Source organism: Mucilaginibacter kameinonensis (assembly GCF_003675385.1).
GTDB classification, from domain to species: Bacteria; Bacteroidota; Bacteroidia; order Sphingobacteriales; family Sphingobacteriaceae; genus Mucilaginibacter; species Mucilaginibacter kameinonensis.
This window is the reverse complement of sequence record NZ_RCWZ01000001.1, coordinates 215645-230192: the sequence shown is the minus strand read 5'-3', so window position 1 is coordinate 230192 and position 14548 is coordinate 215645. Positions and strand designations below refer to the sequence as shown.

Here is a 14548-nt window from a genome sequence, read left to right as displayed (position 1 = left end):
CGATAAATTCTGTCGTCTCAATTTTCTACTAATACAATTTAATGCCACATCTGTCGCGGTTAATTTGCTTTGGCATTTTATCCGCACGTGTAAATGTATATCCTATGATCAAGAAAAAAATCACCGCCGCGCTCGCGCTGCTTTGCGGTTTCACTATAATAGCGTCTTGCCAAAACTCATCTAACGAAGAGATGGCACAGGTGCTAAAGCAACTATATAAAAAGAATAATACCATCTCCAATCCGTTTAATCCGGAAATGAAATTAGCTTATTGCGATTCGCTGCTTAAGACTAAGCGGCTTGTTAAAAGCCCGGAAGTTTTATTTTCAAAGGCGTCCCTGCTGTTAAAGGCCGGGGAAGAGCAGCAATCGGTAAACATTTATAAAAACCTGATGGATAATATCGATTTTATGTCGACCGATGAAATGTTGCCCGAGCAGGCCATAGCCTACATGCGTTTGGGCGAGCGCAGCAATTGCATGCTTAACCATACAGGCTCATCGTGTATATTTCCTATCAAGGACGATGGTGTACACAAACTCCAAACAGGTTCACGAAAAGCGATTGATGTTTACAAAACTTTATTAAAACTTCATCCCGACGATTATGAATCACGCTGGCTGGCCAATATCGCGTATATGACCCTGGGCGAATATCCGCAGAAAGTACCCAAAAATATCCTGATCCCGAACCTGAATGTCGACCCGGATACCACCAGCCAGGTTAAACCATTTGTTGATGTTGCTGCCAGCCTGGGCCTTAACATTCACGGCCGCGCTGGCGGTGTAATTGTTGATGATTTTAACAATGACGGCTACCTGGATATCATGATGTCGGGTTGGGACTTGTCCGATCCTATGCATTATTTTCAAAATAACCAGGATGGTACCTTCAGCGACCGCACTGAAGCCGCCGGTTTAACCGGTATTACCGGCGGGCTTAACATCCAGCAAACCGATTATAATAACGATGGTAAACTGGATATTTTTGTTTTGCGCGGCGCATGGCTCACCAGGGGCTTCGGCAATCAGCCAAGCTCATTATTACGGAATAATGGCGATGGTACTTTTACCGATGTAACTGCTATAAGCGGTTTATTTATGCTGCACCCTACACAAACAGCAACCTGGGCCGATTTTAATAATGATGGCTGGCTGGATGTGTTTGTAGGAAATGAAAACTCCGAATCAATGAGTTATGTTGATGAATCAACATGCCAGCTATATATCAATAACCGCAATGGTACGTTCACCAATATTACTACTGCCGCACATTGCGGTATCAAGGCTTATGTAAAAGGGGTTACATCTGCCGATTATGATCATGACGGCTTTGTGGATGTGTTTATTTCTACCATGGATGGGCGTAAATACCTGCTAAAAAACAAAGGCAAAACCGAAGCCGGGGTAGATTTTGAAGATGTAACTGCGAAATCAGGCCTTGATCAAATTAAACAACGCACCTTTACCACCTGGTTTTACGATTACAATAATGATGGCTGGCCCGATGTGATGGTTGCTAACTATAATTTTGAGCACACTTTAGGGTATTACAGTGCTGCCGCCGCGCTTGGCAAAGCTATTCCCGAAGCCGGTAATATCTACCTGTACAAAAACAACCATGACGGCACATTTACTAATGTAACTAAAGAGGCCGGATTGGATAAAGTAGTTTACAGTATGGGGGCCAACTTTGGAGATATTGATAACGACGGTTACCTTGATATGTATTTTGGTACGGGCAATCCCGATTTTAAATCGCTGGTGCCTAACAAGTTTTTCAGAAATATTGGGGGTAAGAGGTTTGCCGATATTACCTCGTCATCGCGCATGGGGAACTTACAAAAAGGACATGGTGTAGCGTTTGCCGATTTGAGAAACGTTGGCCGCCAGGATATTTTTGCCGAAATGGGCGGCGCTTATATCGGCGATTCATATACCAGCTCATTGTATATGAACCCGGGGTTAAGCAATAATAACTGGATCAGCTTAAAGCTAATCGGCATAAAAGCCAATAACGCGGCAATCGGCAGCGTTATTAAACTCACTTTTACCGAAAATGGGGTTAAGCGCTCTGTTTATAAGGATGTTAATTCGGGTGGAAGTTTTGGCTCATCGCCTTTGCGGCAGGAAATAGGCATTGGGCAAGCAAAAATGATTGATGAAATTGAAATAAAATGGGCAGGCAGCGGCGCCGTGCAGCACTTTAAAAATGTTGAACCTAACCGGTTTTTAAATATCACCGAAGGTGAGGCGCAATATAAAACCACCCAGCTAACTAAATTGATGTTCCGGGGCAAAAGCATGCCGGTATGTACGCCTATGCAAATAGCTGCCAAAACAAATTAAGTTATGTTTTTGTAATAGAAAATATTAGCACCAGTTTTATACCGAAATAGTTACATTTATAACAATTAAATTAATCTTAAACCATGAGAAAACTCTTATTACTTTGCTGCATGTTCATTGGATTGGCGGCAGCAGTTAACGCGCAAACCAAACCGGGAGCAAAACCTGTTGAAAAATCAAAAGAGCTGCAAAAAGAATTGAAGCTTAATGATAAACAAACCGAAAAAATTGCGGCTATATACCAGGAGTCATCTGATAAATTTGAAAAGATCAAAGCTGCAGACAAGGGTGATAATACTAAAATGATGGTTGATATTAAACCTTTAAGGGCAGCTACCATTTCAAAAATCAAAGCTGTTTTAACCAAAGAGCAAGCTGTAAAATATGATAAGCTTGTAAAAGGTACAAAGGCAGCCGGCGGTAGCGGCTGGGGAGACGGCTGGAGCGCAACAAGCGGACAGTAAGCTGTTGAAGCAATAAAAAGACGAGGGCCTGTTTCGGAAGAAACAGGCCCTCGTCTTTTTAGGAATATTAATTTATTTCAACAATTGTAAAGCTTTTTCTTTGGCGGCGTCAACGCCATTTAAAACGTCTTTAACGGTTGGTTTTACGGTGATATCCGGGCTAATGCCAACGCCAACAAACTCTTTGCCATCGGGATAGCTATCATGCTTGCCGCAAACTCTTGCCTGCCCGCCACCCGGCAGGTTAAATGACACCGGCTGACCGGTACTACCACCCGTAGGCATGCCTATCAGTTTGCCTCGCTTCATATAGTCAAAGGCTACAGTAAAATCCTCAGCCGCCGAAAACGTGCGGGGGCCTATCAATACCACCACCGGCTTATCATAAAATATTTTTCCGCTGGCATTCCAGGTGCCAAAGCCGTTGTCAATCCATGAGGGTTCGGATCCTGGCATCGACATTAATGATATATTTTTTGACGCTGAACTTTTGAAAGGCTTATTGGTTAGCTTACTGATAATGTCATAACCTATGCCGCTGCTGCCTCCGCCATTATATCTTACATCGATAATCAAACCTTTGGTTTTAGAGATCTCTGCGATATAAAGTGAATCAAACTGTTTGCCGATACCACCATCTTCAAAATTATTAATGGTGAGGTAGCCAATGTTGTTTATGGTTTTATAATCCAGTGTTTTTAGACCTTTTACATCGTGATAACCTGTGCGCGCTATGGTTTTGTTGATGATCTTGCCGTTGGCCGTTTTAAACTCGATATTGATGGGTTTGTTCTTATCGCCGGCTAACAGGGCATAACTAAATTCACGCACCTCCATATCCTGCGGGGTTGAGCTGCTTTGATATGGTTTTATGTTTTTCTCGGCGTAATCTATCACAGGTTCACCATCTATCTTTAATACTTCCAATCCAGGTTGTATGCCTGTTTTGAAAAGACTGTCGCTAAAAACCTGGGTTACAAATATCCGGCCTTCAACTAATTCGGTACGGAAGGGTGGGCGGGAATAAAACTGGGCAGTTAAAGCGTTCGGAACATATACGTTGGTATGCCCGTCTTTTAATTGCGCATAAAAAGTGATCAGCACTTTATAATATTCGGCAGTGGTTTTGGTAGCGGTTACTTTAGGGATATAATCAATGTATGTTTGGTTCCAGTCGATACCGGCATGATCAAAATTTACAAAGTTATACTTGGCTTGTGACCATAACAGCGATAGGCCTGCAACCTTTTCCGCATCGGTCAGGTTCTCCTTATATCGCGTTTTGAAAGCCTCGTTCTGCCAGAATGACGATTGCTTTTTCATTTTCTCCACAATAGCCAGGTACCCTGGTTCCTGGCGGATTGGGTTCAATAAAGGAAAGTCGCCAATATAACTGGCGGCGCGACTTGAACCTCCCTCTGCAAACCTTTTTTCAAGCATCATTATCGCCGAATCTTTTTTACCGGCTACCGTATATGACTGGGCCATATCCAGGTAAACGTCATAAGCACGTGCTTTTAAGTAGAAATTACCATTGGCCAGTTCCTTTATCGGCAGGCTGTCCAGAAATACAAGCGTATGCTTTAAAATGCGGATGCTTCGGTCGAGTTCGGCGGGTGTAGGATCTTTTTTTTCCCAGAGGTCATTGGCATCTGAGCGGTCTTGCTGTGCTTTGTCGTAGGCCTGCGAAGATGATAAATGCTGTTGGGCTACAGCGTTAAATGTGAAAGTAGAAGCCAATACGGCAACCAGCAGTAATTTGTGAATTTTCATAGTTGTTTGGTTTAGGAGGTGGATATAGTTGTTTTTAGCTTACATTAATTGAAAGAGTTTTTAAGGTTGATGTACTTTCGCAGATCTTTTGAATTGAGGCCTTTCTGTTTCATGGAACCCACATACTCCGGGGTAACGTCCGACGTTTTAAGCAGGATTAGATCCTTTACCGGCACATTCTTAAACCCGAGATCATTAAATCCTTTGATAAAGCTGGGGGTGATATTTTCATGCTTCATGCTGATGATATCGGCCAGTTCAATATCATTATAACCCAGGCTCTGAAAACTCTTAATATAATCAGCCGTGATCCCCCGCATTTTGATAAGCACCAGTTCTGAGGCTTTAATATCCTTGTAGCCCATATTTTGGTAGCTTTTGATAAACTCCGGGCTGATATTTTCCCGTTTAAAGCTTGCCAAATAATCTGCCGGGATATCGTTGAAACCTATTGCGCGGTATTGTTTTATAAAATCTACAGTAATATTTTGACTGCGCAGGCCTATTATGTTAGTAAATGTCAGGTTGCTGTACCCCACGGTTTTAAGGCTATCAATATACCCGAGCGTTACATTGTACGCTTTAAACGACTGAAGTTGTGAACCTGTAAGGTTATATCCGGCGTTTATTAAATCACGAATGTAAGCGCTGTCAACCTTGGCATGCCTTGCAGACAGGAGCTCATCGGCAGGGGGGAGCAGGCTGGTGGTATCGCCTTGTGCTCTTCCTATTTTGCGGGCGCTTACAATACTCCGTATATAATCGGGTGTTATTTTTTGTAATTTAAAGCTCGTTAACTGCTGAAGGGTTAGGTTTGGGTATCCGGCATTGCGCATTTCGGATACAAATAAGCTGTCCAGTTTATATATTTTAATGCGGGTGAGATCGCTTAGCGTAATGTCTTTGTATTGTGCCCGCCAAAATCTCATGTCATTTTCAGTACCTCCAAAATATCGCAAAGCGGATAAGTCATTAACTTTCGTTGTTGTGTAACCATATTTTTGGAGTTTTTCAAGGTAATCTTTCTCCACGTTGGATAATAGCAGGTCGAGGAGTTCATGGATTTCGATCTGTTCGATGCCTTGTTTTTGTAGTAGGTCTACATAAGCTTTATTGGGCTTAAGTTTAAAGCGGCCAAGACCTTCATCTCCGTCAAATTTACCGTTGAACAGAATGGTGCCCGCATCACGGGTTAGCGTAAAATCACCTTTTTGTTTTCGGGGCATCGACGAAAGGTCTTTCATAGGAACATTAAATGAATTATAGTTCCAGTTATGTCCTTTGGTAGTCACTTTGAAATCCATATTCATATTATCGCCATCACGGGCCGCAAACCAATAACCTTCCACTTCGGCATCAAAGCTTTTATATGCTGATGCGTTATTGGTTGCTGGTTTGATGAAAGATACAGGAGTATTTGTTGACTGGGCGCTGTTTGCGGGTTGGTTAAGCGCGCAAATAAACAGGCAAAATAGCGGAAGCAAGGTAAAATACTTCCATAAAATGTGCAGGTTTGATCGTTTGGCGTTCATCATGGCAATGCGTTTTTTCAGAAGCGATTGATTGTAATTGGTAGCTATCCGCAGGGAAAACTCAGGTGCGGATACTTTAAGCAAACTCAGCTGATAAGCAGCCCTGTCCGTATCCGCATGGTTTAAAACGGCCGTGTCTGTAAGGTATTCGAGGTTGTTCTCAATTTCCTTGCGGTACAACCAGGCAAGCGGGTTAAACCATTGAAATATAATGCAAAGCTCGGCCAGCATGATATCCAGGCTATGCAGCTGCTTGGCATGAACTTTTTCATGCAGCAGGATCTGGCTGTAGGTATCCCAATCATACGCCGCCGGATTGATGAAGATATAATTGAAAAAGGAACAAGGCACCTTATTACCGTTGAGTTCGACGATGCGATACCGTCCGTCAGTAATAAATGGATTGGTAAATGCCTGGTAAAGGGTACTGCCAATTTGCACTAAAAGGTTTAAACTAAATATGGCTACGCCCGCCCAGTAAAGTATCAACAGCCATTTTATTACTTGTGTAGCAGATAAGGTAAATGATGACTTTGGTTTAGCGGTGATGGTTTGTGCGGGTTTAGGTTGTTCCGGAGTTAAGGTCGTTTTCAGTGTTGGGCCGTCTTCTAACCCGACTTCAGATATTGGAGGTTCTTGTACTTGCTGTATCACAACAGGCTGGCTAATGGGCTTTTCGGCGTTTTGTGCCGACCATTGAGCAGGCGGGTGTATAAGTGGGATCAGAAAGCAGAATCCTAAACAACATAGCAGCGTGTACCTATTTAAACGGTAAAACGTTTCGCGTTGCAGCAATAGTTTGTAAAACAATAAACAAACCGCCAGCAGCAGGGCTACGTACAGCAGATAGGGTATCATTTTTTATTGGATTTAATGATGGTTATAATATCATTCAGCTCATCTTCGGTGATCTTTTCTTCTTTGGCAAAAAAAGCCAGCATCCGCGGGTAGGAGTTATCAAAATACTGGCTCACGATGTCTTTCATGGCATGTTTCTGATATTCTTCTTTTGATATGGCCGGGTAATACTGGTAAATATTACCAATGGCATCATGCGCGAGAAACCCTTTTTCTTCCAGGATCTTAACCATAGTTGCCACCGAGTTGTAATGAGGTTTAGGTTCAGGAAGTTCCTGTATAATGTCTTTGATTACAGCTTTCTCCAGGATCCATACGGCCTGCATGATCTGCTCTTCGCGTTTGGCTAATTTTTGCATTGGTTATGAGGTATAAACAAACTCAATACTAATAAATTAGTATTGCAACTAATTTATTAGTATTTGTACTAATTTGTTAGGAGTTGTGGTTTAAAACATTGGAAAGTATAGAAGTTTTTGCCCTTTTGTGGTTAATATTTTATCTTCATTGCCAACTTAAATACTATCATGAATAAAATTTTAATAGCAAGGTTCTCCCTTGTTGCTTTGCTTTCGATCCTTACAGCCACGCAGTTATTTGCCAAAAAGCGGGATGGAATAGCAAGAAATATCAACATCGCCGGTTTAGTTGTTGATTCAAAAACGCTGCAGCCAATTGAAGCCGCCAACATCTACGGAGCCGACGAACAGCCGCTGGGTAAAACAGACGCGAAAGGTTACTATAAGATCACGCTTAGCTTCACGGCCGATGGCGAGATGAAGTTTAAATTGAAGATTTCAAAAAAGGGTTATAATACTATCGTACAAAGTGAACACTGGGGGAGCCTATCTAACGGTGCAAATGCTTTGATGTATTTTGGATTGGATAAAGCAGGCGCTTCAGGGTCAGATTCTTTTTCAAAGCTGGTAAACAATTCAGTTACCGATCTGGGCTATGGCAATGTGCTGAAAAATTTTGATTCGGTTAAAGCGGGAAAAACATTTGCCGATAAACTAACTGAGGCGAAAGCGGGTAACCAGGATGTATTGATCAAAATTGATGATAAGCTTTATATTGTTGATAAATCTGGATGGATCGCGATCTCATCGGCTAAAGATTCGATATTGATTAACAAGAAACAGTTGGTAATAGCAGATCATTTAAACAGCACTATCAAAAGGAAAGACATTAAGTCGATGACGCCGCTTAATCTTAAAAATACAAAGTTTGCTATCTATACAAAGTAAGCTGTGTTGAGGCTATTGTAGTCGATATTTAACAAAGCAGCCTCCGGTTTTAACCGGAGGCTGCTTTGTTTTAAAATGCCTCATTCAAGCCCAAAAAGAACCCTTTTGAACCATACCTGCCAAAGGCATAATCAAGGCAAAGGTTGGTGCGTGTGGCTTTGTTAAATAAAACCCGCAAGCCGCCGCCATAGCCCGGCTGCCACACCTGAAATATTTTAGTGCCCGACTCATCATTGGTAGTTTGCAGGTTGGCGAATGCTACGCCGCTTATAAACTTGTTCCGCAGTATCGGGAAACGGTATTCCACTTCTGAGTAGTTGTATTGCGTGCCTTTAAAGTATTGTACAACATAGCCCCGGCCACTCCTGAAGCTTGGGTCTTTACCCGTGCCAGGTAACTCCAGATAAGGAATATTACCGCTGATGAGGTATGAGCCCCAGTTCCAGAAAGCTACAACATGCTCCGGGTTTGTTTCTGACAGGCTGAAATACTTCCTGAAATCGGTAGTAAATTGCACCGCGTTTTTTGAACTACCCATCCAGCTTTGGTTAACGCGGAAGCCGGCGTCTACATAAATGCCACGGTAAGCCCGGTTTTGATTATCGCGGGTGGTGTATTGCAGGTTAAAAAGCAGACCGTTGGCGGCATAATGATCGCGGGCAAACCCGTGGCGGTCGCTGTAAATATTATAGGGGGTAAGATCGGTGGTTGATTTGGTATCCTCAATTTTTCGCCTGATATCAAAAGATGCGCCTGCACCCAGGAACAGCCCCTTGTCAATTTCTTTGTACACCTTCTCCCTGATATTATAATATTGCGAATGCAGGGCCCTTCCTTTACGCTCGGGGTTGGCCAGTACCTGGTCGGCTTCGCTGCCGCTTGATGCCTGGCCAATTCCCAAACCATAATCGGGCGATACCGTTTTGGCTGCAACCAAATTGCCCTGGAAATTCCATTTATTACCCGGTGTATATATGTTGTGATTGATATAAAAATAGATGATCCCCTTGGTAGTAATAGAGGCCGAGGTTGCGGCTACTGATAGCAGCGTATTTGGATCGGTCCCTAATTTTTTACCGGCCACCGCCTTAATGCCAATCTGCGAGCCGATTGTAGGGTTAGATGCCACGTTGGGAATAATTGTAATGCCCGATGATTTTTTATTTGGAGGTGCGGCTGGTCGGCCGGGATGCAGTATGTTGCGTACCAGATCGCCGAAGTCATATTGTTTGTACAATGTATCAGTAGGTTTTGCCGGCTGCACCTCCTTTTCTTTAATGCGGAGAGAATCCGCCTTTACCGAATCGGCAGGTACCTGCACCTGGGCAAGGCTATGCATGGCCACGCCTGTAAATAGTATCAATAAAACCGTCTTTAAAAGCAGGATAGAAATTTTATGTGGTGGTTTGTGATGCACGCTAACTTATATAAATATTTAAAGTTCAATTTATTAACTGTTAATTGTGATGGGTGTTAGCTTAATTTAAACCCCCAAACGGCCATAATGTTTGAAACTTAAATTTCGGAACGTGTTATGCCCCCTGCTTTGGCTGCTTTATTTGATGTTCTTGTTAAATAATGCTACCTTAATGTTCTCTTATTGTAAACCGCAGAAAATCAGTTCTGTCCTGCTATAAATTTTAACCGATTATGATCATGAACGTACCTTACATCCGTTTTATGGCTTTTGCTATTTTTATGCTTGGTGCCTTTTCGGGATATGCCCAGAATAATCCCAAAGCAACAGATACCATCGACCGCAAATGGTGGAAAGAAGCAGTAGTTTACCAGGTTTATCCGCGCAGCTTTAAAGACAATAACGGGGATGGCATCGGCGATTTGAAAGGCATCATCTCTAAGCTGGATTATATCAAAAGCCTGGGGATTGATGTGGTTTGGCTTAATCCTATTTACAGTTCGCCCAATGATGATAACGGGTACGATGTAAGCGATTACCGCAACATCATGAAGGATTTTGGTACGATGGACGATTTTGACGCTTTGCTTAAAGGCATGCATAGCCGTGGCATAAAACTGGTTATGGACCTGGTTGTAAACCATAGCAGCGACGAGCATGAATGGTTTAAACAAAGCCGGAGCTCACGAACCAGTCCATATCGGGAATATTATCACTGGTGGAACGCCGAGAAAGGTAAGCCGGCATATCGTTATAGTTTGTTTGATGTGAACCATGATGCCTGGCGGTACGATTCGCTTACGAATGCCTATTACCTGCACTATTTTTCGCGTAAGCAACCCGATCTTAATTGGGAAAATCCTAAACTCAGGAATGAAGTATATGGTATCATGAAGTTTTGGGCGGATAAAGGGATTGACGGTTTCAGGCTGGATGCTTTCCAGTTTGCCGCGAAGGATACTACCTTCCCGGCTTTTCCAAAAGGGTTTGAAAAAAACTTTACCCAATATTATGGTGTACAGGGCAATTTGCATGGCTACCTGCAGGAAATGAACCGGGAAGTGCTCAGCAAATACAATGTAATGAGCGTGGCCGAAGGTGCAGGCAATACATTTGAAGACGGGCATAATTTAGTTGACGCCGACAGGAATGAACTGAACATGGCTTATGCCTTTGAAGGGGTAGATATTGCCAAGCCCGAAGGTTACAGCATAACGCATTTAAAACAGGTATTCACCAAATGGGATAGTGCTTTTGCGGCAAAGGGCTGGCTTTCGATATTCCTGGCCAATCATGACCAGGCACGGTTGGTAAGCCGCTTCGGGAATGACAGCCCTGAATTTAGAGCTTTATCATCAAAAATGCTGACTACCTTTTTAATGACCATGCGCGGTACACCTTACTACTACAATGGCGACGAGCTGGGCATGACCAATGCCGGTTTTACCACAATTGAGGATTACCGCGATGTGCAAACGCTGAACGAGTACCAGCGTCAGAAAAATATTGGTGCCGATTTACCTGCGTATTTAAAACGGATAGCTTTTGAAAGCCGGGATAATGGTCGTACGCCATTTCAATGGAACAATACCGCAAATGCCGGATTTACTACTGGTGCACCCTGGATAAAGGTAAACCCCAATTACAAAAACATTAACGCCGCCGCTCAGGAAAAAGATGCCAACAGCATTTTAAATTATTTCAGACGGGTAGTAAAACTCCGGAAAGATAACCTGGTGCTGGTATACGGAAAGTACACCTTGCTCGACGCGCAAAACCCTGATACTTATGCCTACACCAGGGAGTTGAACGGCAGGAAGCTGTTGGTATTACTGAACTTCACCAATAAGGCGGCCTCAACACAAACGGGCATCGATCTAAACAATGCGACTGTTTTAATTGACAATTATCAAATACCATCAAAAAACGGCACGCTGATGCCGTATGAGGCGGTGGTTTATGAGGTGAAATAGGAGGGACAATCACGGATGGAATAGTAAAAGGAGCCGTCATTGCGAGGCATGAAGCAATCCCCGATTAACAGAGTCGTTAAGCAAATCCGCCCTGTATAGTTTGGGATTGCTTCGTGCCTCGCAATGACGTTTATGGAGTGGATTTTTGAAATATTAATCTTACCTCACCACCAACGAAATCCGCAGCACCCTCGGCTGATCTCCAATTGCAGGCCCACCCCAATCGGTTTCATCACCATTAAGGATGCGAAGCGATTTAAAAATACCATCGCTATACCTGCCTTCTTCAACTTTAAGGTATTGCCATGCCCTGCCGGTATTGCCGCCTGCGGGATGGAAGGTAATCCTGCAGTTTGTCCCGGTCATGATGAATTTATTTTCATCAAGGGTAACTATCATGGCTTTGCCGTTATGGTCTTTGTTAGGCTTAAGCTCGCCACCACGGCCGCTGCCAAATTTTATGATGGCATCCCATGCGCCAAGTTTAATGGTTTGTTCCGTGCCGTCTTCGCGTTCAACAGCGGCTTTGATCTTATCATCAAAAACCCATTGTGCCAGTTCCCGCATCATTGGCGTTGCCATAGCGTATTCCTGTGCGAAAGGAGCAAGGCGTTCGGCCAAATGATCATCGTTTGAAGCATCGCCATTATCATCTATCCCGAAAGGAGAAAAGCCTATGCCGCCATGGGCTAAAACATCATAAAAGTATTTTGCGTTATCGGTAATTAAACCGGCTTCGGGTACAAACAGGGTGTTATCTGCACGGGTATACAGGTCGATCACTTTTAGTACCCTTTCGCTGCCGGAAAGGTAAATATCAGGAGCAAGCAAATCGATAGACGGTGCTGCCGCTTTCCAGATCGGGATCACGTTATCTGTAGCGCCACCACTTTCGTAATGGGTTGCAGGTGGATTGGTGAGCGGATCGCGAAGTGCCACATTCACATATAGTGGCAGCGGGTATTCGGCTTTCCCCGCTGCTGCAACTTGTTCAATGAAACGGGCAATAGACCAGGCCTGGAAATACTCATCGGCCCTGTCGCCAAAAACCTTGGCCCATGTACCTTTGGAGTTTTCGGGTACATTCAACGCTTTTAGTATAGCCGGTTTTAAGAGCTCGGCGGGTACATCTGCTTCAAATAATTTTTGAGCCTTGGCCGAGTAGTCACGAACGGTGTCCCATGAGCCGGGCTCATTTTCAACCTGAACCATAATAACGGTATGCTGCGCGTCGGCCTGTTTCAGATATCGCATCAATGCCGAAAATGCTTTAATATCGGCATCCAATGTAGCTTTTGAATGCGGGGACGGCGAGTCGATTGCTTTGCCTGTTTTACCGGTAATATTTGGATATTTAGCGGCATCACGCTTCATCCATTCGGGCATGTAATGATTACTTCCGTTTTTCCAGGTACCAAACCATAACAACACCAAATGAACATGATGTTGCCGGGCCTGGGTAAGTAGTGTATCTACCAATGAAAAATCAAACTTTCCGGGTTGAGGTTCTATCTGTTCCCAATAAATGGGCAGCTCAAGTGTGTTGAGGTGCATCGCCTCTGCCGATTTCCATACCCCTGGCATCAAGGCCGGCCATGCGCTTGAGTTGTGCGCCTGACCGCCAAGCATCAAAAAAGGTTTGCCATCAACTAAAAACGCGTGCCTGCCATTTTTTTCGATAAGCTTCGGTAATGATGGATCGTTGGTTTGGGCAAAGGTTTTATCGCCCACAGCTAATGCGAGAGCAAGCAGGAAAATGTTCTGCGCTGTTTTGCCGATTATTTTAAGCATGATATCAAAGGGTTATGATCAGGCCAAAATAATTACAAAACAGCGCTTAAGGTAATACTAAATAAACCGATTATGGTTGAAAATATACCAGCTATGGCCCTTACTTATTGAGCTCCAACTTGGCAAAAAAATCATTAAACATCAGGTTGATATCCAGTCGGCGGTAAACGCGGATATTACGGCCATGTGTATTATAATCATACCCGCCCTGCGCGTTAATGAGCGGACAAGGTTTTAATACATACTCGCTCGATGAAGGATCTGCCTCAAAAGATGACTGCAACGCGGTAAGTAACACCAGCGGGCTATCGCCTAAAATATAAGTTTCACCAATGTTAAGATGATATTGTTGCAGGCGGCCCATCAACGTTTCGAGTACGCCAGTCAGGTATTTGCCCGCTTCGCCCTGGGGTTTTATTTTGAGCTGTAATTCGGAATATGGCAACAAGGCCTGACGGTACCCATCTCTTGGGATTTGCCATAGCTTTAATTGCGAGTGGTTAAACACCGCCCTTGCGGCATTGATATCGATATTAAGATTATACTCGGGGCTGCTATAGTTTGGTGGAGGCAGGGCAAGATCGCTGTATTCAGGGCCGCCAATCCATACGAGTGTAAGTTTGTCGGCAATTTTGGGATCGGTTAATACTGCTGATGCAATTTCGGTAAGTCCAGCGCCGCAAAGTATATAAAGCGGCAATGAAGTATCTGTGCGTGAGGCTTCTTTAATGATGAGGTCGACAGCTTTACTTTTAACCGGGGTGCTATCGTTTACCATTGCCGTATTAGAGCCGGCTATCACCGGGAATTGGTCTTTGATCTTTAAAACAGCCAATAACTCGGCAGCTTTTTTTGCCGCGTTATCGGCCTGGGTTTTTGACCTGTCGAAACCGTCGGCAGCATTCAGGTGCGAGCCGATGATGCCTCTAACTTCGACAGATGGAGACAGTACTAAATGGGTAAGTGCAAACAAGCCATCCGGATCGCCGCTAAAATCATTATCCATAATCACCCTGATGCGGGGCGAAATAAGTTTATTGGCGGCTGTTGATTGTCCGTTCGAAATAAAGGGGGAAACAAAAAGCAGGAGCAGGAATGATAAAAACTTGCTTTGGGTCATAGCTTAAAGGTCAATTGGTTACAGC

Annotated in this window: 10 protein-coding genes; 4 read left to right on the top strand and 6 right to left on the bottom strand. The window is 43.7% G+C overall.

What is annotated here, in order from left to right; all coding sequences use genetic code 11:
* Positions 1 to 104: 104 nt before the first annotated feature.
* On the top strand, positions 105 to 2348 hold the full coding sequence (locus tag EAH55_RS00945; protein WP_244228071.1) for a CRTAC1 family protein: 2244 nt from the start codon (positions 105 to 107) through the stop codon (positions 2346 to 2348).
* 83 nt (positions 2349 to 2431) lie between these two features.
* A complete protein-coding gene (locus EAH55_RS00940; protein WP_162996706.1) occupies positions 2432 to 2812 on the top strand; it encodes a hypothetical protein in 381 nt (126 codons plus the stop codon).
* 72 nt (positions 2813 to 2884) lie between these two features.
* Here EAH55_RS00940 and EAH55_RS00935 read toward each other — a convergent pair whose 3' ends face one another.
* The 3 genes from EAH55_RS00935 to EAH55_RS00925 are packed head-to-tail and all read right to left on the bottom strand — an operon-like array spanning position 2885 to position 7334.
* On the bottom strand, positions 2885 to 4585 hold the full coding sequence (locus EAH55_RS00935) for a S41 family peptidase (RefSeq protein ID WP_121808111.1): 1701 nt from the start codon (positions 4583 to 4585) through the stop codon (positions 2885 to 2887).
* Between the two features lie 44 nt (positions 4586 to 4629).
* Positions 4630 to 6975 carry a M56 family metallopeptidase gene (locus tag EAH55_RS00930; RefSeq protein ID WP_121808110.1) on the bottom strand — a complete coding sequence of 782 codons (2346 nt, stop codon included), beginning with the start codon at positions 6973 to 6975 and terminating at the stop codon, positions 4630 to 4632.
* Entirely contained in the window at positions 6972 to 7334 is a 363-nt protein-coding gene (locus EAH55_RS00925) for a BlaI/MecI/CopY family transcriptional regulator (protein WP_121808109.1), read from the bottom strand. The genes EAH55_RS00930 and EAH55_RS00925 overlap by 4 nt, the downstream gene beginning before the upstream one ends.
* Positions 7335 to 7502: 168 nt before the next feature.
* On the opposite strand from EAH55_RS00925, the gene EAH55_RS00920 reads away from it, so the two are divergent.
* Positions 7503 to 8222, top strand: coding sequence for a peptidase associated/transthyretin-like domain-containing protein (locus EAH55_RS00920; RefSeq protein ID WP_121808108.1), 720 nt, complete (start codon positions 7503 to 7505; stop codon positions 8220 to 8222).
* 70 nt (positions 8223 to 8292) lie between these two features.
* On the opposite strand, the gene EAH55_RS00915 is transcribed toward EAH55_RS00920, so the two are convergent.
* Positions 8293 to 9585, bottom strand: coding sequence for a BamA/TamA family outer membrane protein (locus tag EAH55_RS00915; protein ID WP_244228070.1), 1293 nt, complete (start codon positions 9583 to 9585; stop codon positions 8293 to 8295).
* Between the two features lie 293 nt (positions 9586 to 9878).
* On the opposite strand from EAH55_RS00915, the gene EAH55_RS00910 reads away from it, so the two are divergent.
* Complete coding sequence (locus EAH55_RS00910; RefSeq protein WP_244228069.1) at positions 9879 to 11612, top strand: glycoside hydrolase family 13 protein; 1734 nt, start codon at positions 9879 to 9881, stop codon at positions 11610 to 11612.
* Between the two features lie 159 nt (positions 11613 to 11771).
* On the opposite strand, the gene EAH55_RS00905 is transcribed toward EAH55_RS00910, so the two are convergent.
* Both EAH55_RS00905 and EAH55_RS00900 read right to left on the bottom strand, forming a co-directional pair.
* Entirely contained in the window at positions 11772 to 13403 is a 1632-nt protein-coding gene (locus tag EAH55_RS00905; protein WP_121808106.1) for a GH35 family beta-galactosidase, read from the bottom strand.
* 100 nt (positions 13404 to 13503) lie between these two features.
* On the bottom strand, positions 13504 to 14523 hold the full coding sequence (locus EAH55_RS00900; RefSeq protein ID WP_121808105.1) for a nucleoside hydrolase: 1020 nt from the start codon (positions 14521 to 14523) through the stop codon (positions 13504 to 13506).
* Positions 14524 to 14548: the final 25 nt, after the last annotated feature.